This window comes from Nissabacter archeti, from assembly GCF_018257325.1.
GTDB classification, from domain to species: Bacteria; Pseudomonadota; Gammaproteobacteria; order Enterobacterales; family Enterobacteriaceae; genus Chimaeribacter; species Chimaeribacter arupi.
The window spans coordinates 119,542-143,797 of the sequence record NZ_JAERKB010000006.1; the positions used below are offsets into that span (position 1 = coordinate 119,542).

Genomic DNA, 24,256 nt, shown 5'->3' on the forward strand with positions numbered 1-24,256 from the left:
AGAAGGGGGCTTCCCGGCCCTCTTCTCTGGCAGAGAAAGGACGGCAATTGTAAACGATGGCAGTTGTAAATGATGGCGGTTGCAAACGATGCCAGCTGTAAACGATGCCAGTTGTAAACAAAGTTACTACGCTTTACCACAATGGGAGGCGGGGTTACTTTTGTTATTCTTTAGCAACCCAGTGGGTCTTTATGGCACCCTATAACCGTTTATCCGGTGCCGGGCACAGGGATGGCCGCCAGAGAGCGCCTTTCCTGTCAGGTTGACTGCCGCCCCGTCAGGGACCCGCGTACCGATCCGGGCGCTGTCTGTTTACCAGGGCAAGATCTGTTTTCCAGGGCTATTTTCTGTTGATCAGGGCAATATCTGTTTATCAGGGCTACATCCTGTTCATTGGGGCAATACCAGGCCCGTTAGGCTGGCATCCGGTTTCAGCCTGCAAAACCTCTTCTGCGGAGATGTCTTCATGATCGAAAATCAAGATGGTTCGATCCTGTACCAACATTTTGGTACCCCCCGCCCCTATTGGCGACTCCATGCGGACAGCAACGCGCTGGAACTCTCTGCGGAAAAAAATATGACCAACGTCGCCATTGCCCTCACCGGCTACCAGGCGATGACCATCCGGGAACTGACCGGCGTCACGGCCAGTTTCTCCCTTGATATTTCACTGTATGGAACACCATTGCGCCTGCATCTGGTTGGCCGCCGCATAGGCCCTAAAGAGTGGGGCGGTACTGCGTCCGACTACTACGACACCCCTTCCGTCGCGCATGATCTGGAGGTCGGTTTATCCTTTGCCGAGCAGGTCGTGTCTGAAGCGAATTCGGTGATTGTTATCGTTGATCAGGAAGGAAAAGTTCAGCGCTTTAACCGCCTGAGTGAAGAGTACACCGGCGTCAAAGAGAAAGATGTCATCGGCAAAAGTGCCTATGACCTGTTTATGTCACTCGAGGAGGGCACCGCCTCCCGCCAGAACATTACCGGCTTTTTCCAGACGGCCCAATCCTACGAAGTCGAACGCTGGATCAATACCGTCAAAGGCCAGCGGCTGTTTCTGTTCCGCAATAAGTTTGTGCACAGTGGCAGCGGCAAGCAGCAAACGTTCCTGATCTGTTCCGGCACCGACATCACCGATGAGCGGATGGCGCAGGAGCGGCTGCGTATTCTGGCCAACACTGACACCATCACCGGGCTCGCCAATCGCCACGCCATCATGGAAAAAATGAACGCCGCGCTGGCCGACCGCGGCGACACCGCCGTGGGGGTGATCTACCTGGATTTAGATAATTTTAAGAAAGTGAATGATGCCTACGGGCATATGTTTGGCGATCGCCTGTTGCAGGAGGTCGCGACGTCCATCCAGGAGTGCCTCGGCCCACGGGATACGCTGGCCCGGCTGGGTGGGGATGAATTTATCATCCTCAGCGAAAATACCAGCCTGGAAGCGCTGGAAGCCTGCGCCGTGCAGATCCACAGCCGCCTGAAAACGCCCTTCCGCATCGGCCTGATTGAAGTCTATACCGGCTGCTCTTGTGGCCTTGCCCTCTGCCCTGAGCACGGCACCAACGCCGAGAGCCTGATCCGGAACGCGGACACCGCGATGTATGTCGCCAAAGATCAGGGGCGGCGCACACACCGGGTTTTCTCCCCGGAGATGAATTACAAAGTGGCCGAGTACATGTGGCTGGACACCAACCTGCGCAAAGCGCTGGATGAGCAGCAGCTTCTCCTCTATTACCAGCCGAAAGTCTCCGCCGGCACCGGCCGGGTGGAGAGCGTCGAGGCGCTGGTGCGCTGGTATTCGCCGGAACGCGGGTTGATTGCGCCTGCCCAGTTTATCCCGTATGCCGAGGAGTCCGGGCTTATCGGCCCCCTGGGTAAATGGGTGATGGAAACCGCAGCCAATCAGGCGATGGCCTGGCAACAGAAAGGGCTGAACCTGCGTATCGCCGTGAATCTGTCCGCGCGGCAGCTCAGCAGTGACACGCTGATCCCCACGTTCAAAGAGGCGATGGCCTCCTCGGGCATGACACAGTGCCTGCTGGATGTGGAGCTGACCGAAAGCTGCCTGATCGAAGATGAGAGCACGGCGGTGTCGTTGATCGGCCAGTTGCAGGCGCTGGGTGCCGACGTCTACCTGGACGATTTCGGTACCGGCTACTCTTCCCTCTCCCAACTGGCGCGCATCCCGATCGACTACATCAAGCTCGATCAGAGTTTTGTGCGCGGCATCAGCAATAACGACGTTTCACAGGCACTGGTACGGGCGATCATCGCCGTTGCCAGAACGCTGAACCTGAAAGTGGTGGCGGAAGGCGTAGAGACTGAAAACGAGGAGCGTTTCGTCGATGAGATGGGCGTGGATGACAAACAGGGTTACTTCTATGCGAAGCCAATGCCCGCAGAGGAGCTGGAGCATTGGCTGTCGAACAATGATGTGCTTCACCCATCAAAGTAAACCGGTCACGGTTGTGCCGGCAATAATGCTAAATCAGGCAGTCATGCTGCCTGAACCGGTTAACCCGCTTTGCGCAGGCTGGCGGTGTGGCGGTTTTGCAACATCACCAGGCGTTCCATATAGGCGATGTCTTTCTCTTCCAGGGTAAAGGCGGCGTCGACCCAATCTTCCGTGATGTCCATCAGCTCGGAGCGGGTAAGTTGCAGCACCCGCTGCCGGGCACGGATCATCGCCCGCATGCCGTTCATTTTCGGCCGCAGGGTATCCATGAAGGTACGGGTCGCCTCAAAGGCGCTGCCCGGCTGGAACAGGTGGTCAATCAGCCCGCGGTTCTCATACCACTCTGCGGTATGGGATTCGCCGCTGCTGATCAGTTCCTCCGCCAGCCGCATCCCTGCTTTACGGGTCACCAGGGAATAGGCGCCCATGCCGGGGAACAGGTTAAACGCGATTTCCGGGAAGCCCATGCGCGCGTTGTTCTGCGCCAGCACATAGTGGTGCGCCAGGGCCGCTTCAAACCCGCCGCCCAGCGCCGTACCCTCAATCATCGCTAATGTAATGGCGCCTACGCCAAACCCCTGGGAGGCGGCATGGACGCAGTCAATACAGGCACGGGCATAGGCCCGCAGCGACTCCCGTTTACGGCTTGTGATCGCCTCCACAAAATAGTTGAGATCGCCGCCGACGTTATAGATGTTGGGCACCAGCGACCCGGTTACCCAGAAATCAATCGGCAACTGTGACGTTTTGGCCGCATCGGCTAATTTCATAATGTCGTCAATTAACGCCTGGTTGAAACAGGGGCGTGGGTAAGCCCGCAGCATCATCCAGACAACATTGCGACCCTCTTCATAAAATGCAGAAATTTGTGAGAGGTTGCCGGCTTCAGTAAATGCGCGGCAAGATGGATGGTCAAGAAGGTTCATAATAAGTCCTGTTTTTTTCAGTGTATGTCGGGTGAAGCCAGACCAGCCTAGTGCAGCGCAACGATGAACTGAATCCATTGCAGCAGATGATGCAGTGAATATATAAAAACAGGGGTGCACCGATTAAAAAATGATCGGTGGGTTTTATAGGCTGCGTAATCGCATTTTTTGATCAAATTGCGTATAAAAATAAAAGAAGCTGTTTTGAATAAGATTGCTCTTATAAAATTGCACCCTTATAAATAATATCGAAAAATATTCTAAAAAACCTTTTGTAATAACGGGTTAGCACGTTACTTCTTCACGAAAGATGAATATATAATTAACTATTATTTAATTGCTCGCATCTTGATGAGAACGCATCATTTGAAATGCAAATGGTATTGCAGAAAATAATCGCATCATTTTCCAGGTTGTTGCATGTGATTAATTATCTTATCAGGAGTTATACTATGCCCTATAAAATAATCATTGCCGGGGATAACCCCATAATTAAATACGGGCTTACCCATATTATTAATGAACAAAGCCACAAGACCCTGAAGGTGGTTAATACGATTTTATTAAAGGATATTTACCATATTGAGGAGAAGTTTGATCTGCTCCTTGCCAGCATCAATGCACCGGAAGATATGTTCAGCATCCACCTGCCGTTTATCAGCCGTTTTTACGAAAGATCACCCGGTAAAAAACTCGCCATGATTACCGGCATCGCCTCTTCTTCCCTGTTGTTAAAATCCCGGAAATACCTGAATGGCCTGCTTTCGGAGCGTGATCCTTTTGCTGAATTAATTGAAGGCATTCTGAAAATCCTTGAAGGCCAGAATTACGTTTCACGCAGCATCCGTGAACATCAATTTATTGATAAGCGCCCACGCCCATTAACTCTGGGCACCTCGCGGCTGGCATTAAGTGAATGTGAAGATAAAGTCATTAAATACATTTTCTCTGGTTATAACGTCACCGAAACCGCCCGGCTGCTTGACCGCAGTATTAAGACGGTCAGCGCGCAAAAACGGCAGGCGATGAAAAAATTAGGGGTCGAAAATGATACGGAATTGTTGTTAATCGGCAGCCAGTTTTCCTATGGGGATAAATCATCCGGCGGCGAAGAGGCTGGCTGAACACGACGCAGCCGGCGCACGCCGATGAGATAAAACAGGGAGCATGGGTGGCTCCCTGTGACGACCGCTCGCTTTTCCAGGTGATGTACGGCAACGACCCGGCAGCAGATTTTTGAACAACTTCACATTCCCTGAAGAGACTGTTTTTAACCGCTTCATCTCCCCTCTTTTGCCCCCTACACTCATCCGACCACTCAGCAAGGTTGTGATGCCTTGTGCAGGAAGAGCCCTGTTTTTATTGCCGGAGATGCTTATGGCCGCTTACCCCCACCTGCTTGCCCCCCTTGACCTGGGCTTTACCACGCTTAAAAACCGCGTTTTGATGGGCTCGATGCACACCGGGCTGGAGGAGCTGCCGGACGGCCCGGCGCGGCTGGCGGCCTTTTATGCGACACGCGCCCGTGCCGGTGTCGGGCTGATTGTCACCGGCGGCATCTCGCCGAACGCCGAGGGTGTGGTTTACCCCGGTGCCTCTACGCTGGTGTCATCAGCACAACTGGCCGGGCACCGGCAGGTAACAGCCGCCGTACATCAGGCCGGCGGGAAAATCGCCCTGCAAATCCTGCATGCCGGGCGCTACAGCTACCAGCCGCACCCGGTCGCCCCTTCCGCCCTTCAGGCGCCGATTAACCGCTACGCGCCGGAAGCGCTGTCAGAGGAGAAGATCCTCGCGACCGTGGCGGATTTTGCCCGCTGCGCCCGGCTGGCCCAGCAGGCCGGTTACGATGGGGTAGAAATCATGGGCTCAGAGGGATACCTGATTAACCAGTTCCTCGCGGCGCGCACCAACCACCGTCATGATGGCTGGGGCGGCAGTGCCGGGAAACGCCGCCGCTTTGCGCGGGAGATTGTCCGGGCGGTGCGGCAGGTCACCGGCCCCCGTTTCATCATCATCTATCGCCTGTCGCTGCTTGATCTGGTCGAAGAGGGGCAGACGCTGGCGGAAAGCATGGCGCTGGCGCAAGAGATTGAACAAGCCGGCGCGACGCTGTTAAATACCGGCATCGGCTGGCATGAGGCGCGTATTCCCACCATTGCCACCAGCGTGCCGCGGGCAGCGTTTGGCTGGGTCACCCAACAGCTGATGGGCCATGTTTCGGTCCCCCTGATCGCCACCAACCGCATTAATGATCCGGCTGTTGCAGAGCAACTGCTGGCAGACGGTATGGCCGATATGGTGTCGATGGCGCGTCCGTTCCTGGCTGACCCGGCGTTTGTGCAGAAAGCGGCGCAGGGCCGCCCGGAGGAGATCAATACCTGCATCGCCTGTAATCAGGCCTGCCTGGATCAGGTTTTTGACGGCAAAGTCGCCTCGTGCCTGGTCAATCCGGTTGCCTGCCGCGAAACTGAGCTGATTTCGATACCGGTTCTGACGCCCAAACGGCTGGCGGTGGTGGGTGCCGGCCCGGCCGGGTTGGCCTTCGCCGTTACGGCGGCAGCGCGTGGGCACCATGTCACGCTGTTTGATGCGCGGCCGGAAATCGGTGGTCAGTTTAACCTCGCCCGGCTGATCCCCGGTAAAGAGGAGTTCAGCCAGACACTGCGCTATTACCGCACCCAACTGGCGTTGCTGGGCGTGGTACAGCGGCTGGGGCAGCGGGTCAATGCCGCGGATCTGGCCGGGTTTGATGAGGTGGTTCTGGCAACCGGCGTGGAGCCGCGCACCCCGGCCATCCCCGGCATCGATCACCCGAAAGTGCTGAGCTACCTGGCGGTACTGCGCGACAAGGTGGAGGTGGGGCCGCGCGTGGCGATTATTGGTGCCGGCGGCATCGGCTTTGACGTGGCAGAGTACCTGAGCCAGCGCGGCCCGGCCGCCAGCCTGAGCAGTGAGCAGTTCTGCCGCGAATGGGGGGTGGATCGCACCCTGACGCAACCGGGCGGCCTGATGCCGCACGGGGGCGTGGCTGAGCGCCCGGCGCGGCAGATTTTCCTGCTGCAACGTAAAACCAGCAAAGTGGGGAGCGGGCTGGCCAGAACCACCGGCTGGATCCACCGGGCCTCCCTGATGCAGCGCGGGGTCACCCTGCTTAACAGCGTGGAGTATCTGGGTATAGACGATCGCGGGCTGCATATTCAGCGCGCGGCGGAGCAGCACTGCCTGGCCGTGGACCATGTGGTGGTGTGCGCCGGGCAGGAGCCGCAACGGGCGTTGCAGGCCCCTCTGGCCGCCCTGGGGAAAACCGTGCACCTGATTGGCGGCGCAGAGGTGGCACTGGAGCTGGATGCCCGCCGGGCGATTGATCAGGGCACCCGGCTGGCCTTAACGATCTGACGTTTAGCGGTATGCGCGGGTTTTGACTGCCCGCAGCACCACGAACTTCTGGCTGGAAGCCAGGGTTTCGCAGTTGCCGAACAAGCGTTTCAGCTTGTGGTAGTAGTCAAGGTGGCGGTTGCCGACGATGCGCAGCTCGCCGCCGTTTTGCAGGCAGCGCTTGGCATCACAGAACATCTGCCAGGCGGTGACGTCCGTGATGGTGCTCTGCTGGTGGAACGGCGGGTTACACAGCACCGCCTGCAGGCTGTCACGCTCCACATGCGCCAGCAGGTTATCCACCTGGAAGGTGCAGCGCGCATGATCCTGCGGGCGGTTACGCACCACATTCATCTCACTGGACGCCACCGCCATATAGGATTCATCGGTAAACAGCAGTTCTGCGTCCGGGTTCTGCCCCAGGGCGATCAACCCGATAATGCCGTTGCCGCAGCCGAGGTCAGCAATCCGCCCTTCCATGTTTTCCGGCAGGTGCTGCATAAAGAGGCGTGCGCCGATGTCCAGCCCGCCGCGGGAAAAGACGTTGGCATGGTTGGCAATGCGGTAGTCGGTGCCGTCCAGCGCCCATTCGCTGATCACCGGCTGGTCATTGACCGGCAGATCGGCCACGGTGGCGAAAATCAGGCGGGCTTTTTTCTTCGCCAGGCTGGTTTTGGTCGGCCCGAGGATCTTTTCAAACAGTTGCAGGGTAGAGGTGTGGATATCCCGCGCTTTGGCCCCGGCAATGATCACGGTCTCCGGCGTCACCACATGCCGCAGCGCTTTCAGTTGCTGCTCCAGCAGCGCCAGCGTTTTCGGCACACGCATCACCACCAGCCCCGGCGCATCCGGCAACGGAGCCAGGCTGTCCTGCACTTTTACTGATTCCGGGTCCCAGCCGTTCAGCGCCAGGTTGTGGCGTACGGCCAGTTGCGCCATGTAAGAGTCGCTGATGCTGTAAGGCTGATGCGCCGACAGCGCACACCCCAGCGCACCAAAGGTGTCGTTGAAAATCAGCAACGGTTTGCCGTCAGCGGCGGTGATGTCCAGGGTTTCCAGCAGATATTCATCTGCGGCATCCCAGGCTTGCAGCGTGGTGATCTCTTCCTGCTGCGGGTAGCGCTCAAGCTCAAGGCGCAACGTTCCCAGTTCGAATAGGCTCATCGCCCCTCCTGAATAAAAAATTTGGGCTGTTTATCCCTTAAATTTGCCTGTCAGTAAAATGTTTTTTCGGTTAAAACTGGCTTTATTGCCGTGGCGGCGCGTTTCTGCCTGCCCTAAGCGCGGCATCCCTTTTCCGGAGAGTGAGCCAAACCGATGCAACCACTGACTTACCTTCAGGGCTATCCTGATCACTTACTGCATCAGGTACGCCAGTTGATCACTGAGCAGCGTCTGGGCAATGTGTTGTTGCAGCGTTACCCGCAGCCGCACGACCTCACCACGGACAAATCGCTCTACCAGTTTACCACTGACCTGAAAAACCAGTTTCTGCGCAACGCCCCGCCGATCAGCAAAGTCGCCTATGACGGCAAAATTCAGGTGATGAAGCACGCACTGGGGCTGCACACTGCGGTTTCCAGGGTGCAGGGCAACAAGCTCAAAGCCAAGGCGGAGATCCGCGTGGCGACGGTATTTAAAAGTGCGCCGGAGGCGTTTCTGCGGATGATTGTGGTGCACGAGCTGGCGCACCTGAAAGAGAAAGACCACAACAAGGCCTTTTACAGCCTTTGCTGCCATATGGACCCGGCCTACCATCAACTGGAATTTGATACCCGGCTCTATCTGACGCACCTGGACCTGTTCGGCAAACTTTATTCCTGAACCGATGGCGGCCCCGGCTGCCTGCACATGGAGTTACCCATGATTCGCTTTGCTGTTGTTGGCACTAACTGGATCACCCAGCGCTTTATCGATGCCGCCCATGAAAGCGGCAAGTTGCGCCTCGCCGCGATCTATTCCCGCTCGTTGGATCAGGCCAAAGCGTTCGGGGAGGATTACCCGGTCGCCCACTATTTTGACGATCTGGACGCGCTGGCAAAAAGCGATCAGGTGGATGCCGTCTACCTCGCCAGCCCGAACGCCCTGCACTGCGCACAGGCGTTGCTGTTTATGCGCCACGGCAAGCATGTGATCTGTGAAAAGCCGCTCGCCTCCAATGCGCGTGAGGCACAACAGATGATCGCCTGCGCACGCGAACATCAGGTGGTGCTGTTTGAAGCGTTCAAAACCGTCTGGCTGCCCAATTTCCTGCACCTGCAAAGCTGCCTGTCACGGGTCGGCACCCTGCACCGCGTCTATCTCAACTATTGCCAGTTCTCATCACGTTACCCGCGTTATCTGGCCGGGGAGAACCCGAACACCTTTAACCCGGCGTTTTCCAACGGCTCGATCATGGACATCGGTTACTACTGCCTGGCCAGCAGCGTGGCGCTGTGGGGTGAACCCCAACGCGTTACTGCCAGCGCCGCCCTGCTGGCCAGCGGTGTGGATGGGCACGGCACAGTGATCCTTCACTATGATCAGTTTGAGGTGGTGATCGCCCACTCCAAAGTGAGTGACTCCGCGCTGCCCAGCGAAATTCAGGGCGAAGGCGGCACGCTGGAAATTGAGAAACTCGCCGAATGCCAGGCCGTGGCCTTTACGCCGCGCGGCGGCCAGAAGCTGGACCTGACCCAGCCGCAACATATCAACACTATGCTGTATGAGGCAGAAGCCTTTGCCCGGCTGGTAGAGGCCGGGCAGGTTGAGCATCCGGGGCTGGAGACCTCCCGCATCACCGCCCATCTGCTGACTGAGATCCGTCGCCAGACCGGGGTAGTATTCCCGGCCGACAGCGCCCCTGACGCCTGACAAGGAGAGAGTATGACGCAGCCCAAGCCTTTGTTGATCCTGCAAACCGGTGATGCCCCGGAGGTGATCCAACAGCAGCATGAGAATTACCGCCAGATGTTTATCCATCAGGGGGCCATTTCGCCGCAGGCGCTGGAGGTGGTGCACCTGCCGCAGGGTGAGCGGCCCGGTTCCCCGGCGGCTTACAGCGGGGTGATCATTACCGGCTCGGGCGCGATGGTGACTGACCGGCTGGTGTGGAGCGAATGGGCGGCGGGCTGGCTGCGTCAGGCGATAGAAATCGCGCTGCCGGTGTTCGGCGTCTGTTATGGGCACCAGTTGCTGGCTGATGCGCTGGGCGGCGAGGTGGGTTACCACCCGCAGGGCATTGAGTGCGGCACCAAACGGCTGGAGCGGCTGCCGGGCGCGGAGCATGACCCGCTCTGTGCCACGCTGCCCGCGCACTTTACCGCCAACCTGATCCACTCGCAGACGGTGCTCGTCCCGCCGCCGGGCGCGCAGGTGCTGGCGCGTTCCGAGCACGACCCGCACCAGATCCTGCGGTTTAACGCCACCACCTTCGGCACCCAGTTCCACCCGGAATTTAACGGCGCGGTGATGAAAAGTTACCTGAGGCGCCAGGCAACGCTGATGCCGGAGAGGCAGGCTGAACTGATGGCGCATCCGGCGGAAGATACGCCCGTCAGCCAGGGGTTGTTACAGGCGTTTGTCGCCGGGCTGGGTCACAGTCAGCAACAGTAAACATAAGTTTGACGAATCTTTACCTGATGACATATTGAGCACGGAAACATTTTGTATTATTTTGTCATCAGCAAAGGGGAGTAACTTCTTCGCCGGTTTATCGTCATTACGGTGTCTGTTTCAGGCACCCGGTAGCCGGGGCAACCCGAGAACATTGCGCATTCAGGCATAAGCAATGTTGTCCGTGTTGTAAGTGAGACCTTGCCGGAAGGCGGGGTTTGCTTACAGCTCAACAGAGCGGCTGACGTCTTCCGATGTCGGCCGTTTTTTGTTTTCAGGATACTCAGGAGCACCGTATGAACTCTGTTGGAAACCCGTGGCTATGGGGCAGTTTCGCTGTCATCGTGGCCATTATGCTGGCGGTAGATCTGCTGTTGCAGGGCAAACGTGGGCAGCAAACCATGTCCATGAAAAGCGCGGCCTGCTGGTCGCTGGTGTGGGTCAGCCTGGCGCTGCTGTTTAACGCCGGTTTCTGGTGGTACCTCAACGGCACCCTTGGGCGTGAGGTCGCAGACCAACAGGCGCTGGCGTTCCTGACCGGCTACCTGATCGAAAAGGCGCTGGCGGTGGATAACGTCTTCGTCTGGCTGATGCTGTTTAGCTACTTTGCGATACCGGCCAGCCTGCAACGGCGGGTGCTGGTGTACGGCGTGCTCGGTGCGATTGTGCTGCGTACGATAATGATTTTCGGCGGCAGCTGGCTGGTGACGCAGTTCCACTGGATTTTGTATGTGTTCGGCGCGTTCCTGCTGTTTACCGGCATTAAAATGGCGTTGGCGAAAGAGGACGACGCAGTGCTGGGTGAGAAGCCGCTGGTGCGCTGGCTGCGTAAGCACCTGCGGATGACCGACGAGCTGGACGGGGAGAAATTCTTCACCTACCGCAACGGCGTGCGTTTCGCTACCCCGCTGCTGCTGGTGCTGATTCTGGTAGAGCTGAGTGACGTGATCTTCGCGGTGGACAGCATTCCGGCGATCTTCGCGGTCACCACTGACCCGTTTATCGTGCTGACCTCGAACCTGTTTGCGATCCTCGGCCTGCGCGCCATGTACTTCCTGCTGGCGAACGTGGCGGAGAAGTTCTCGCTGCTGAAGTATGGCCTGGCGGTGATCCTGGTGTTTATCGGTGCCAAGATGCTGATGATGGATATTTACCATATCCCGGTCGCCGTCTCGCTGGGCGTGGTGGGCGGCATTCTGGCCGTGACCCTGCTGTTGAACGTCTGGGTGAACAAACGCGCCGCGCGCGTCTGATTGATCACGAAATAAAGAAAAACGGGGCAGAATGTCTGCCCCGTTTTTTTGTGTATATTTTCTGCGTTAACGCCGGGGTTTATTGCCGCCCGGTTTCGCCTCACCACCCTCTTCTTTGCGGGTGATGCCGTCCAGTAACGCTTCCAGCGGATAGACTGCCGCGATCACCACCTCATCCCGCACCACCGAGGCCTTGTCCAGTAACTGCCTGGCGCGTTTCACTTCGTTATTGCTCATCATGCTGCCGCGCTGGGCGATGTCCACCAGCCGCAGGCCGAGCACCGCAAGCGCATTCACGTCTGCGGCCACCGGTTGCAGCGGGGAGAGCAGATAATTGCCCGCCAGCAGCGGCGCAACCTCCGGGCTGTTGGCCTGCCAGCGGGTGAAGCGGCGGCGCAGGGACTCCGCGGCGGCGCTGTCAGTGCGGTCAGCCAGCAACTGCTGAACCTCAAGGCCCATCTGGCGCACGTCGTCACTTTCCGCCGGCAGGGCATCCGCAAAGCGGTTCAGCGGCTCGAACTGGTGATAGTTGCCCGCCTGGAATTTCAGGTGCAGGCGCGTGTAGTACTGCGCCGGTTCTACCGCTTCCGCCAGCACCTGCAACGGCGCAATCTGCGTGCTCTGCGCCAGCCGGGTCAGCAGGCGCGTGGTGTCGGCGTGCTGTTGCAGCCCCACTGACACCACCGACCAGGCATCCACCGCCGCCAGCCGCCGGTACATGTTCTGCTCGTCCTGCACGTCCCGCGCTGACCAGAGCCGCTCAGCCACCACAAACGCGCGCGGCCAGAGCCTCAGGTCAATCACCTGCGGCGTGATCATCTCCGCCCAGAGCGCCGCCTCACCGCCGAGGATATTGGCCGCACCGGTGCGATCCGGCACCACCGGCGCCGTCCCGGCCGGCACGGCGGCGAGCTTCTGCCCGCTGACCGGGTAGCGCACATTGCCGATCAGGAAGTAGCCGTCCAGCGTGCTGTTTTTCAGCGTCAGCACCGGCCGGGTGTCGCCCATCCAGGTGTCGATCTGGAAAGTCACATTCGCGTCACGCCACACGATGTTGCGCACCGCCCGGCGTGATTTGCCGTTGAAATCGATAAACCCGCGCCAGCCCTGCGGCCCCTCGATCAGGGTCACGCTGCCCTCTGCCGGTTTGCCCTTGAGGCGCGGCATGGTGAAGGCCCAGCTTTGCGCTTTCTCATCCTGATGGACGCGATCGTCGATCCAGAGCGGCTGCGGCAGCACTTCGTTGCGGTAGTGGTAAGCGGCGCTGTGCGGCTGGTCGAGGTAGAAGCCGGTGGAAAGCAGCCCTTTGTAGCCCTCCTGCGCCACCGTGCCCAGCGCGTCCGGCCCCTGCCAGGATTGGATCACCGCCGTTTTCGGCAGGTCCGGGTGATGGATTTCGTCCCAGCCCACCATGGTGCGCTGCCAGGAGCCGAGGATCAGCGTCAGCTTCTGGTTGAAATACGCCTGGAGCGCATGGCTGTCGGCCAGGTTATTGCGTTTCATAAACGCCTGGATGGCAGGCGATTCGTTCCACTGTGTCGGGTCGACTTCATCCCCGCCGATATGCAGGTAGGGATCCGGGAAGATCGCCGCCACCTCGCCAATGATCGTGTCCACAAACTGGTACGTTTCCTGCCGGCTGGGATCGAGCGTCGGCTTATGCACGCCCCACTCCCGCTGCATCAGGTAGGGGCCGGGCGCACTGACCAGCTCCGGGTAGGCCACGGCAATCGCGGAAGCGTGGCCCGGCAGGTCAATCTCCGGCACCACGCGGATGCCGAGCGCCGTGGCATAGGCCACCACCTCTTTCATCTGCTCCACACTGTAGAACCGGCCGTCACTCGCCTGCTGTTGCAGTTTCGGGTAGTGGGTGGAGGCGAAGCGCCAGCCCTGGTCGTCGGTCAGGTGCCAGTGGAATACGTTCAGCTTGGCCGCGGCCATGCCGTCAAGCTGGCGTTTGATGTCACTGACCGGCAGGAAATGGCGCGCAGAATCGAGCAGCACGCCGCGCCACGGGAAACGCGGCGCGTCTGAGATGCGCACCAGCGGCAACGCGGTGTGGCCGCCGTCATTGTGGATCAGCTGTAACAGCGTCTCCATGCCGCGCAGTGCGCCGAAACGGGTTTCCGCATTCAGCACCACCCCCTGCGGCGTGATGGTGAGCTGATAGCGTTCGTCGCTGTCCGGCAGCGGTTGCGGGTCCACTTTCTGCTTGATCACCACCATGATCAGCGCCTGTTGGGGGTTATCCGCCTGCGGCAGCAGCGTCCAGCCGGTCTGCTGCTCTATCCGTTGGCGCCAGCGGTCAATGGCCGGGCCGAGGTCATCCCCGCTGACGCCGAGGGTCAGGCGGTTATCAAGGACCAGCTGGCCCTGTTGCGGGTTGCCCTCGACCTTTTGCGGCCAGGGCATCAGCGGCAGATCGCCGGCGGGCAGCGCCCACAGGGCGGGTGAAAACAGCATCAGCGAGGCCAACAGCGTGGCGGGTAAGCAGCGTTTCATTTTTATCATTCCCTGGAAGTCATTACAGCTGTGCGCAAGAGTAACCCGGCGAATAATAAAGGGTAAGTTGCGTCCCGTCGCCGCCGATGGCCAAAAAACCGCCGGAGATCACGTCTTGTCTGCCGCTTGCCCGATCATGCCCTTTAATAACAGAAACTTTCAGCTGGTTACCGGGGGTTGCGCCCGGCCCTCCTGCTGTTTCAGGGAAATTTTTCCGGCAAAATTAAGAATTTCCCCACCCCAGTGCCGTGTTTGCCTGAAGAGGGGGTGCAGAGCGCCGGGATTTCAGTTACAAAGGTAGGCCTTGTTCTTGCCGCCGTGGAATCTGCTGTACATCATGACAACCCGTCTGACCATCAAAGATATTGCCCGCCTCAGCGGCGTGGGGAAATCCACGGTATCCCGCGTGCTTAACCACGAAGGCAGTGTCAGCCCGCGCACCCGGGAACGGGTTGAAGCGGTGATCCGCGAGCACGGTTTTACGCCGTCAAAATCGGCGCGGGCCATGCGCGGCCAGAGCGACAAAGTGGTGGGGATTATCGTCTCCCGGCTCGACTCCCCGTCAGAGAACCAGGCGGTACGCGCCATGCTGCCGCTGCTCTACCAGCACGGTTACGACCCGATTGTGATGGAAAGCCAGTTCTCGGCCGCCCGTGTGGAGGAGCATTTGCAGGTGCTGCGCCAGCGCAATGTGGACGGGGTGATCCTGTTTGGTTTTACCGGGCTGGAGGAGCCGCTGCTGCAGCCGTGGCAGGCCAACATGGTGACGCTGGCACGCGACTACGCCGGGTTGTCGTCGGTCTGTTATGACGATGCGGGCGCGGTGCGTCTGCTGATGGACGAACTCAGCCGGCGGGGCCACCCGCAGATCGGCTATATCGGCGTGACCCCGGAAGATGCCACCACCGGCCTGCGCCGCCAGCAGGCGTATCTCGATTACTGTGCCGACACCGGCCTGGTGCCGCAGGTTGCCATTGGTGAGCTGCGCTACCAGAGCGGCTTCCGGCTGGCGCCCGAGGTATTGCGCCCCGGTATGCAGGCGCTGGTCTGCGCGTCAGACACCATTGCGCTGGGCGCGGCCAAATATCTGCAACAACATGCCCTGCCCGCGGTGCAGGTGTGCGGCATCGGCAATAACCCGCTGCTGCGTTTCCTGTTCCCGGAGACGTTTTCCATTGAGATGGGGTACGGCACCGCCGGGCTGCGTGCCGCCGAACAGTTGCTTAAACAGCTTCAGCACCCTCAGCACGGCATCCGCCAGATTACCGTGCCCTGCCACCTCGTTACCTGACTCTCATCTCAGCGTTTTAACGTTTCCTCACAAATATCTGTGATGCTGCGCTCAAACCGGGAACGTTCCCAATTTCACGCCCGCAGATTCACGCTATGCTTTTAAAACACCTTCCCTTGTTCCGGCCGGAAATGCGCCTTCACCCACGCGGCTAATAAAGAGCATAAAACCATGAGCAAAAAGAACACGGTAAACCCGTCTGATGTTGAGCAGTTGATTGCGCTCGTTGGCGGCAGCGGCAACATTGCCACTGTCACCCACTGTATTACCCGGCTGCGCTTTGTCCTGAACGACCCAACCAAAGCCGATCCCAAAGCGATTGAGGCGTTGCGCATGGTGAAAGGCTGTTTCACCAACGCCGGGCAGTTCCAGGTGGTGATTGGCCCGGAAGTCGGCGACTACTATAAGGCGCTGATCGCCGCCAGCGGCAACAGCGGGGCCAACAAAGAGCAGGCCAAGGTGGCGGCCCGCCAGAACATGACCATTTTTGAGCGCGGCATTTCGCATTTTGCGGAGATTTTCTTCCCGCTGCTGCCGGCGCTGATCAGCGGCGGCCTGATTTTAGGGTTCCGCAACATCATCGGTGAAATCCCGATGAGCAACGGCAGGACGCTGGCGCAGATCTACCCGCTGTGGCAGACCCTGTACGATTTCCTCTGGCTGCTGGGCGAGGCGATTTTCTTCTATCTGCCGGTCGGGATTTGCTGGGCCACGGTAAAAAAACTGGGCGGCACGCCGATCCTCGGCATTGTGCTGGGCGTGACGCTGGTGTCACCCCAATTGATGAACCCCTACCTGCTGGGGCAACAAGTCCCGGATGTGTGGGATTTTGGCTGGTTTACCATTGAGAAAGTGGGCTATCAGGCGCAGGTGATCCCGTCCATGCTGGCCGGGTTAACCCTGGCGTTTATCGAGACCCGGCTGCGGCGCATTGTGCCTAACTACCTGGAGCTGGTGGTGGTGCCGGTATGCTCGCTGATGCTGGCCGTTTTCCTTGCCCATACGCTCATCGGGCCGTTTGGCCGTATGATTGGTGACGGCGTGGCCTGGGCCGTGAAAGCGATGATGACCGGCAGCTTTGCCCCGATCGGCGCGGCCATTTTCGGCTTCCTGTATGCCCCGCTGGTGGTGACCGGCGTGCACCAGACGACGCTGGCCATTGACCTGCAAATGATCCAGAACATGGGCGGTACGCCGGTCTGGCCATTGATTGCGCTGTCCAATATTGCGCAGGCCGCGGCGGTGACCGGCATCATTATCGTCAGCCGGAAACACAACGAGCGTGAAATCTCGGTGCCGGCGGCCATCTCCGCCTATCTTGGCGTCACCGAACCGGCCATGTACGGGATCAACCTGAAGTACCGCTTCCCAATGCTCTGCGCGATGATTGGCTCCGCCTGCGCCGCGCTGATTTGCGGGCTGGCCCATGTCACGGCCAACGGCATCGGCGTGGGCGGGCTGCCGGGCATCCTGTCAATCAAACCGCAATTCTGGGGCACCTACGCAGTCGCGATCCTGACGGCGATCGTCATCCCGATCGCACTGACCGTGCTGGTCTACCAGCGCAAAATGCGCCGCGGCCAGCTGGCCTACACCTGAGACTTCAACGGGCGCCGTCAGGGCGCCCGTTGCTTTCCCCTTTTCCTGATTTTTTCTGATTACTATGGGAGTCATTGTCATGTCCGCAACTCTGCCCTGGTGGCAAAACGGCGTTATTTACCAGATTTACACCAAGAGTTTTCAGGACAGCACCGGTGACGGGCTGGGCGATCTGCACGGCGTCATCCGCCGCCTCGATTATCTGCAACAGCTGGGGGTGGACGCACTGTGGCTGACGCCGGTTTACCGCTCGCCGCAGGTGGATAACGGCTATGACGTTGCGGATTACTGCTCCATCGATCCGGCTTACGGCACCCTGGAAACCTTCGAGCACCTCACCGAAGAGGCGCACCGGCGCGGCATCCGCATCATCATGGACATGGTGTTCAACCATACCTCCACGGAACATGAGTGGTTCCTGCAGGCGCAAGACCCGGCCAGCCCCTACCGCGATTACTACATCTGGCGCGACCGCAACCCCGACACGCCGGACGGCCTTCCGAACAACTGGCGCTCCAAGTTTGGCGGCAATGCCTGGCAGTGGCACGAGGCCAGCGGCCAGTATTACCTGCACCTGTTTGCCCCCGAGCAGGCTGACCTGAACTGGGAGCACCCGCCGGTGCGCGAGGCGCTGAATAAAGTCTGCGCGTTCTGGGCGGCAAAAGGGGTCGATGGCCTGCGGCTCGATGTGGTTAACCTGATCTCCAAAACCCCTGGTCTGCCTTCGGATGAGACCGGTGACGGCCGCCGCTACTACACCGACGGCCCGCGCAGCCATGAGTTTTTGCAGGCGATGAGCCGGGAGGTTTTCCAGCCGCTGGGGCTGATGACCGTGGGCGAGATGTCCTCGACCTCGCTGGAACATTGCCGCCGTTATGCCGCGCTGGACGGCAGCGAACTCTCCATGACCTTCAACTTCCACCACCTGAAAGTGGATTACCCGAACGGTGAAAAGTGGTCACGCGCGCGGCCGGATTTCGTGCAGCTCAAACAGATCTTCCGCGAGTGGCAGCAGGGTATGCACGGCCACGCCTGGAATGCGCTGTTCTGGTGTAACCATGACCAGCCGCGTGCGGTGTCGCGCTTTGGGGATGACGGCGCGCTGCGGGTGCCGGCCGCCAAAATGCTGGCGATGGTGCTGCACGGGATGCAGGGCACGCCCTATATCTATCAGGGGGAAGAGATTGGCATGACCAACCCCGGTTACCGCTATCTGGCGCAATACCGGGATGTCGAAAGCCTGAATATGTTTGCTGAACTGCTGGAAGCCGGGCGGCCGGAGGCGGAACTGCTGGATATTCTGTCCGGGAAATCACGCGATAACGGCCGTACGCCGATGCAGTGGGATGAGAGCGATCATGCCGGGTTCAGCACCGTGACGCCGTGGCTGGAGCCGTGCGCCAACTACCCGGTGATCAACGTCAAACAGGCGCTGGAGGATAAGGATTCGGTGTTTTACACCTACCAGCGGTTGATCGCCCTGCGTAAACAGTTGCCGATCCTGACGCACGGTGATTATCAGGATCTGCTGCCCGATCACCCCTGGATTTGGTGTTACCTGCGTCAGCAGGGTGACCAGCAACTGCTGGTGACCGCCAATCTCAGCCGGGAGGCGCAACCGTGGCAGCCTTCCGTGACCACCGGGGGCTGGGAGCGGATCATGGGCAACTATGGCGATACCGCCGCACAACCGGCGGCCATGACGTTACAGCCCTTTGAGGCGATTTACTGGATGCGCGGCTGAGGCCTCAGCGCGGGGTCACCAGGCCCTGCGCAATCATCCATTGTGCGGTTAAGGCCATGCCCTCTGCCAGCGCGTAACGCGGCGTGTAATTCAGCGTGTTGCGTGCGCGGTGGCGGCTTAAGGTCAGGTCATAGACGGCGGTGGCGACCCCGTGCCGGGTAAGGCGTGGCGGTTGCCGCCGCATCATACTGCCCAGTTCATGCAGCCCCGCCCGGCCGTAAGCAACCTGGTAAGGCGCAGCCCGCAGGTAGTATTGAATCCCCAATTGCTGCCCCAGCAGCATCTCCAGTATCAGCGCCAGGCTCTGCGCCTCATGGTTGGTGATGTTAAATACCGCCCCGCTCTCCAGCGCCGGCTGCTCTGTCGCCAGCACCAGCGCCTCCACCACATTCAGCACAAAGGTGAATTCCGCGCGCGCCACCCCGCCGCCCGGCAGGGCCAGAATGCCTTTGCTGTGGCGCAGGTTCTCCAGCATCTCCGGCAAAATGCCCTGTTGGTATGGGCCAAACAGCGCACCGGGGCGCAGGATGACGCAGCAGGTATGCGGGTAGTGCGGCATCAGCCGCCGGATGCTCTCTTCCGCCGCGTATTTGCTGGCTGCCGCGTGGTTGGCAAAGCGCGCCGGGCGGAACGTCTCTTCCACATTGTAGCGGTGGCGGTAGTCGAAATAGAGCGCAGCGGAGGAGACGTAAATAAAGCGCCCGATGCCCGCCTCCCCGGCCGCCTGTAACAGATTTTCGGTGGCGATGACGTTGATGTCATAAAACGACTGATAGTCGCCCCAGTGGTGGGAATTGGCAGCGCAGTGCCAGACAGCATCACAGCCCGCTACCAGCGCCCGGCAGGCAGTAATGTCCGCCACGGCCAGGTCCAGTTCGGTGAATTGCGCGCCCTGTTCCGCCAGTGCCTCGCCCACCGCCGGGTTACGCCCGGTGGCATGAACCTGATGGCCCGCCTGCAATAGCCATTCAACGGCATTGCGCCCCAGCCCGCTTGTCGCTCCAGTGACCAATACTTTCATTGCTCTCCTGCCCGTTTTCATGCCATGCCGAAAATAGCTTCCTTTCAGCAGTGTAGCCGGGCAGCGAGTGTAAAAAAATCGTTAATCTCTAATATTGCGGCGTTACTTGTGCCTCTGGGGCGACGTCGGCGGGGGAATGGTCAGAGTTTCCCCAGCACACTTTTTTCTTTGTCTTATATCAAGCAAAGCGCCATTAACTCTCGCCAAAGCACTACATGTAGTGCGTATAGTAATCACCCTCTTCTATATATAGTCATTCTTATCATTACGGCCGGGTATCCCTGCCGGGTGATAACCACCAAAGGAGTGCCATCGTGAAACCAGTGGTGATAAAGCGGGACGGGTGCCGGGTCTTATTTGATGAAGCGCGGATCATGCAGGCGATTGCCAGGGCGGCGCAGGCGGCCCGGCTGGAGGATAACGCCTATTGCGCCGGGGTCGCCCGGCATGTCACCGCCCAACTGGCCAAGCGGGTTCAGGTGGACATCCATGAGATCCAGGAAGCGGTGGAAAACCTGCTGATGGCCGGCCCGCACAAGGCGCTGGCACGTGCCTATATTGAGTATCGCCACGATCGCGATGTCGCCCGTGAACAGCGCGGCAAATTGAACCAGGAGATCCGTGGGCTGGTTGAACAGCGCAACCACGCCCTGCTCAATGAGAACGCCAATAAAGACAGCAAAGTCATCCCGACCCAGCGCGACCTGCTGGCGGGCATCGTTGCCAAACATTACGCCAAGCAGCATATCCTGCCGCGTGATGTGGTGCTGGCCCATGAGCGCGGCGAGATCCATTACCACGATCTCGACTATTCGCCGTTTTTCCCGATGTTCAACTGTATGCTGATTGACCTGAAGGGGATGCTGACCGGCGGCTTCAAGATGGGCAATGCCGAGATCGAGACGCCGAAGTCGATCTCCACCGCGACAGCCGTCACCGCCCAGATTATCGCGCAGGTCGCCAGCCATATTTATGGCGGCACCACCATCAACCGCATTGATGAGATCCTCGCGCCCTACGTGACGGCCAGCTTTGAAAAACACCTCGCCACGGCGCAGGCATGGCAGATCCCGGATGCGGACGGCTATGCCAGGGAGCGCACGGAGAAGGAGTGCTATGACGCGTTCCAGTCGCTGGAGTATGAGGTCAACACGCTGCATACCGCCAACGGGCAGACGCCGTTCGTCACCTTTGGCTTTGGCCTCGGCACCTGCTGGCAATCACGCCTGATCCAGTGCTCCATTCTGCGCAACCGCATCGCCGGGCTGGGCAAGAACCGCAAAACCGCCGTGTTCCCTAAGCTGGTGTTTGCCATTCGTGACGGCGTCAACCATAAGCCGGGGGATGTGAACTATGACATCAAGCAGCTGGCGCTGGAGTGCGCGAGCAAACGCATGTACCCGGATATTCTCAATTACGAACAGGTGGTGAAGGTCACCGGTTCGTTCAAAACCCCGATGGGCTGCCGCAGTTTCCTGGGCGTGTATGAGGAGAACGGCGAGCAGATCCATGACGGGCGCAACAATATCGGCGTCATCAGCCTGAACCTGCCGCGTATTGCGCTGGAAACCCGCGGGGATGAATCGCTGTTCTGGATGCGGCTGGATGAACGGCTGGTGCTGGCGAAAAAAGCGTTAATGACGCGGATTGCCCGGCTGGAGGGCGTCAAGGCACGGGTTGCGCCGATTCTCTATATGGAGGGTGCGTGCGGGGTGCGCCTGAAGGCGGATGATGATGTCGCGGAGATTTTCAAACGGGGGCGCGCCTCGATCTCACTGGGTTACATCGGCCTGCATGAAACCATCAATGCGCTTTCCGGTAACCGGCATGTGTTTGACCATGCCGAACTGCAGGCCAAAGCGGTGCAGATTGTCGCCCGGCTGCGGGCCGCTACCGACGCATGGAAAGCGGAAACCGGCTACGGTTTCAGCCTCTACAGCACCCCCAGCGAAAATCTGTGCGATCGCTTCTGCCGGCTGGACACCGCAGAATTCGGCGTGGTGCCGGGCGTCACCGATAAGGGCTACTACACCAACAGCTTCCACCTCGATGTGGAAAAACGCGTAGACCCTTACGCCAAACTGGACTTTGAAGCGCCCTACCCGCCGCTGGCGAATGGCGGGTTCATCTGTTACGGCGAATACCCGAACCTGCAACATAACCTCAAGGCGCTGGAGGATGTCTGGGATTACAGCTATCACCGCGTGCCCTATTACGGCACCAATACGCCGATCGATGAATGTTATGCATGCGGCTTTACCGGTGAGTTTGACTGCACCAGCAAAGGCTTTACCTGCCCGAAATGCGGCAACCATGATGCCAGCACCGTGTCGGTGACCCGCCGGGTGTGCGGCTATCTCGGCAGCCCGGATGCCCGGCCGTTTAACGCCGGCAAGCAGGAAGAGGTTAAACGCCGGGTCAAGCACCTGCACACCGGCCGGTTGGGGTAAACTTTGATGCATTTCCATCAATACTACCCGATCGATGTGGTCAACGGCCCCGGCACGCGCTGCACGCTGTTTGTCGCCGGGTGCGAGCACCAGTGCCCCGGCTGTTATAACAAAAGTACCTGGCGGCTGGACTCCGGCCGCCGGTTTACCCCCGAAGATGAGGATCGGATTATTGCTGACCTGAATGATTCCCGCATTCCACGCCAGGGGCTGTCACTTTCCGGCGGCGATCCGCTGCATCCGCAGAACCTTTCCGCCATCCTGCATCTGGTGAAGCGCGTCCGGGCGGCATGTGAGGGAAAAGATATCTGGTTATGGACCGGTTACCAGCTGGGTACACTGACGCCGGCGCAACGCGAAGTCGTCAGTTTCATCAACGTACTGATTGATGGCAAGTTTGTGCAGGATCTTAAAGATCCGGCACTGATCTGGCGCGGCAGCAGTAATCAGGTGATCCACCGGCTGCGTTAATCACGCGTTCGCTTTTTATTCTCTCCCTGCTTTTTACAGAGCTCAGAATGGCGCGAAATTCTGAGCTCTGTTTCCCATATTACAAAAACGGTGCGTTTTCGGCGGGCAACTAAATATACAAATGCAGGAACACAAATTACACTTACTGTATCTTCATTTAACCCACGGACTATTATGCAAAGAAAAAAGCCCGGTGCCTTACGTTCCGGCACATCGATGTCAGATAAAAAAATCAAAGTGGCGATAGCGGATCAAAACCCTATCGTTATCTATGGATTGCGGGCGTTATTACGGGAAGAGCACGACATTGAGGTAGTATTTACCAGTTCCACAGCCCAGGACCTGTTCAAAAAACTGGTTATGTATGAGGCGGATATTATTATATGTGATAGTAACTTTACAGAGTCACTGGATACCAAGGGCACCCAATTATTAAGGAGTATTCATCGTTATATTCCGCATATTAACATTGTGTTCTACAGTGCGAACCTGACATCACATCAGATTGCTGAAGCCATGGAAGCAGGCGCGGCCAGCGTGATACGCAAAAGTGAAGAAGATCTTTCGCTCATTGTCCATACGCTGCGCCGGGTACATAACGGCAGTTTTTATCTGCAACCCAGTATTTCCCATGAGATTTTGTCTTCGTTTTTATCTGGGCGGCAAAAAAACAGCAGTTGGCATAGTCTTTCTGCCCGGGAAAAGGTGGTTATCCAGCTTATCTGTGAAGGGCATTCCATTAAACAGATTGCTCACGAACTCTGTAAAAGCCCTAAAACGATCAGCAACCAGAAAACCATGGCCATGCGGAAATTAGGTGCAGCAAATGATATACAGTTGATAAACAGAGTGAAAGAGCTTCGTTATGAACTGGCCGCTGATCCTAAGGAAGAGAATAAGCAAGCGTAATTGCTGTTGTTTTTTATCCCTGCCACGCGTTATTTTCTCGCCCGACTCCCACGCCGACTCTCCTTGCCTTATTAAACTTTATATCAGACATAAAAAAACGTGCTTCCGAGGAAGCACGTTTCAGTTAAGTACCTATAACAAATCAGGCTGTATTAATTAATCCCTTTAGCCCTTCTTGTTATTTGAGAAGGTATTTGCCTGCGACCATTCAGCATTCTGATAGGTTTGCTTGGCGGACAGCGAGTAATCCGGCAACAGCGGTTGCCAGGCTCCTTTGCTGATCGTCATATTCCCAGCACTGGCTGCCGAACCGTTCATCTCCGGTGCAGAAATCACCTTGCCTTCGAACTGGGAAGCCGGCTTCGGCTGCACGCCGCCACCGTTTTGACCCGGGACGATCAGGCCTTTCGCTTTCGGCTCAACTGTGAGGCTCATATTGCCTGCGCTTGCCGCTTCCGGCCCGCGGATTTCCGCACCCTGACCTTCACCGGTGGCGATAGGCTTCGGCTGCACGCCATGGCCTTTGTCCATCGGCTCAATCAGACCTTTCGCTTTCGATGCAATATCGAGATGGATAGTGCCTGCGCTTGCCGCTTCCGGCCCGCGGATTTCCGCACCCTGACCTTCACCGGTGGCGATAGGCTTCGGCTGCACGCC

General features: G+C 58.6%; 18 protein-coding genes (1 of these 18 cut by a window edge). 13 read left to right on the forward strand and 5 right to left on the reverse strand.

The features are described from left to right. Positions 1 to 466: 466 nt before the first annotated feature. Positions 467 to 2,461 carry a cyclic di-GMP phosphodiesterase gene (gene pdeR / locus JK232_RS09550; protein ID WP_101835777.1) on the forward strand — a complete coding sequence of 665 codons (1,995 nt, stop codon included), beginning with the start codon at positions 467 to 469 and terminating at the stop codon, positions 2,459 to 2,461. A gap of 59 nt (positions 2,462 to 2,520) precedes the next feature. On the opposite strand, the gene JK232_RS09555 is transcribed toward pdeR, so the two are convergent. Beyond that, positions 2,521 to 3,387 (reverse strand): crotonase/enoyl-CoA hydratase family protein, encoded by an 867-nt coding sequence (locus tag JK232_RS09555; protein WP_072927174.1) that lies wholly within the window; start codon positions 3,385 to 3,387, stop codon positions 2,521 to 2,523. A 452-nt stretch (positions 3,388 to 3,839) separates the two neighbouring features. Here JK232_RS09555 and JK232_RS09560 point away from each other — a divergent pair, with 452 nt between their 5' ends. Beyond that, a complete protein-coding gene (locus JK232_RS09560; RefSeq protein WP_072927172.1) occupies positions 3,840 to 4,511 on the forward strand; it encodes a LuxR C-terminal-related transcriptional regulator in 672 nt (223 codons plus the stop codon). Between the two features lie 253 nt (positions 4,512 to 4,764). Continuing rightward, the gene (locus JK232_RS09565) at positions 4,765 to 6,786 is read left to right on the forward strand and encodes an NADPH-dependent 2,4-dienoyl-CoA reductase (RefSeq protein ID WP_072927170.1); all 2,022 of its coding nucleotides are present in this window, start codon (positions 4,765 to 4,767) and stop codon (positions 6,784 to 6,786) included. 3 nt (positions 6,787 to 6,789) lie between these two features. Here JK232_RS09565 and rlmG read toward each other — a convergent pair whose 3' ends face one another. Further along, positions 6,790 to 7,929 (reverse strand): 23S rRNA (guanine(1835)-N(2))-methyltransferase RlmG, encoded by a 1,140-nt coding sequence (gene rlmG, locus JK232_RS09570; protein WP_072927168.1) that lies wholly within the window; start codon positions 7,927 to 7,929, stop codon positions 6,790 to 6,792. 153 nt (positions 7,930 to 8,082) lie between these two features. Here rlmG and JK232_RS09575 point away from each other — a divergent pair, with 153 nt between their 5' ends. From JK232_RS09575 to JK232_RS09590, 4 genes are all read left to right on the forward strand, one after another. Then, a complete protein-coding gene (locus JK232_RS09575) occupies positions 8,083 to 8,589 on the forward strand; it encodes a M48 metallopeptidase family protein (protein ID WP_072927167.1) in 507 nt (168 codons plus the stop codon). Between the two features lie 39 nt (positions 8,590 to 8,628). Beyond that, positions 8,629 to 9,618: a Gfo/Idh/MocA family protein gene (locus JK232_RS09580; RefSeq protein WP_101828413.1), complete on the forward strand. Its 990-nt coding sequence runs from the start codon at positions 8,629 to 8,631 to the stop codon at positions 9,616 to 9,618. 12 nt (positions 9,619 to 9,630) lie between these two features. Beyond that, the gene (locus tag JK232_RS09585; RefSeq protein ID WP_101835781.1) at positions 9,631 to 10,359 is read left to right on the forward strand and encodes a glutamine amidotransferase; all 729 of its coding nucleotides are present in this window, start codon (positions 9,631 to 9,633) and stop codon (positions 10,357 to 10,359) included. A gap of 296 nt (positions 10,360 to 10,655) precedes the next feature. Continuing rightward, positions 10,656 to 11,612: a TerC family protein gene (locus JK232_RS09590; protein WP_072927163.1), complete on the forward strand. Its 957-nt coding sequence runs from the start codon at positions 10,656 to 10,658 to the stop codon at positions 11,610 to 11,612. Positions 11,613 to 11,678: 66 nt separating this feature from the next. Here JK232_RS09590 and JK232_RS09595 read toward each other — a convergent pair whose 3' ends face one another. After that, on the reverse strand, positions 11,679 to 14,114 hold the full coding sequence (locus tag JK232_RS09595) for a beta-N-acetylhexosaminidase (RefSeq protein ID WP_212589104.1): 2,436 nt from the start codon (positions 14,112 to 14,114) through the stop codon (positions 11,679 to 11,681). Between the two features lie 337 nt (positions 14,115 to 14,451). Here JK232_RS09595 and treR point away from each other — a divergent pair, with 337 nt between their 5' ends. From treR to treC, 3 genes are all read left to right on the forward strand, one after another. Next, complete coding sequence (treR, locus tag JK232_RS09600; RefSeq protein ID WP_072927392.1) at positions 14,452 to 15,405, forward strand: trehalose operon repressor TreR; 954 nt, start codon at positions 14,452 to 14,454, stop codon at positions 15,403 to 15,405. A gap of 171 nt (positions 15,406 to 15,576) precedes the next feature. Then, the gene (gene treB, locus JK232_RS09605; RefSeq protein ID WP_072927160.1) at positions 15,577 to 17,004 is read left to right on the forward strand and encodes a PTS trehalose transporter subunit IIBC; all 1,428 of its coding nucleotides are present in this window, start codon (positions 15,577 to 15,579) and stop codon (positions 17,002 to 17,004) included. A gap of 79 nt (positions 17,005 to 17,083) precedes the next feature. Next, on the forward strand, positions 17,084 to 18,748 hold the full coding sequence (treC, locus tag JK232_RS09610; RefSeq protein WP_101828416.1) for an alpha,alpha-phosphotrehalase: 1,665 nt from the start codon (positions 17,084 to 17,086) through the stop codon (positions 18,746 to 18,748). A gap of 4 nt (positions 18,749 to 18,752) precedes the next feature. On the opposite strand, the gene JK232_RS09615 is transcribed toward treC, so the two are convergent. Next, a complete protein-coding gene (locus JK232_RS09615; RefSeq protein WP_072927157.1) occupies positions 18,753 to 19,769 on the reverse strand; it encodes an NAD-dependent epimerase/dehydratase family protein in 1,017 nt (338 codons plus the stop codon). Positions 19,770 to 20,083: 314 nt separating this feature from the next. Here JK232_RS09615 and nrdD point away from each other — a divergent pair, with 314 nt between their 5' ends. The 3 genes from nrdD (at position 20,084) to JK232_RS09630 (ending at position 23,599) form a co-directional block, all read left to right on the forward strand. Next, complete coding sequence (nrdD, locus tag JK232_RS09620) at positions 20,084 to 22,219, forward strand: anaerobic ribonucleoside-triphosphate reductase (RefSeq protein WP_101835788.1); 2,136 nt, start codon at positions 20,084 to 20,086, stop codon at positions 22,217 to 22,219. A gap of 6 nt (positions 22,220 to 22,225) precedes the next feature. Next, the gene (gene nrdG, locus JK232_RS09625) at positions 22,226 to 22,690 is read left to right on the forward strand and encodes an anaerobic ribonucleoside-triphosphate reductase-activating protein (protein ID WP_101828418.1); all 465 of its coding nucleotides are present in this window, start codon (positions 22,226 to 22,228) and stop codon (positions 22,688 to 22,690) included. 174 nt (positions 22,691 to 22,864) lie between these two features. Beyond that, positions 22,865 to 23,599 (forward strand): response regulator, encoded by a 735-nt coding sequence (locus JK232_RS09630; RefSeq protein ID WP_079205176.1) that lies wholly within the window; start codon positions 22,865 to 22,867, stop codon positions 23,597 to 23,599. 165 nt (positions 23,600 to 23,764) lie between these two features. Here JK232_RS09630 and JK232_RS09635 read toward each other — a convergent pair whose 3' ends face one another. Then, a protein-coding gene (locus JK232_RS09635; RefSeq protein WP_476739374.1) for a two-partner secretion domain-containing protein crosses the window boundary here: on the reverse strand, positions 23,765 to 24,256 show its end. Its footprint extends 8,580 nt past the window's final position; the window shows 492 of its 9,072 coding nt (coding positions 8,581-9,072); the start codon falls outside the window, past its right edge; the stop codon is at positions 23,765 to 23,767.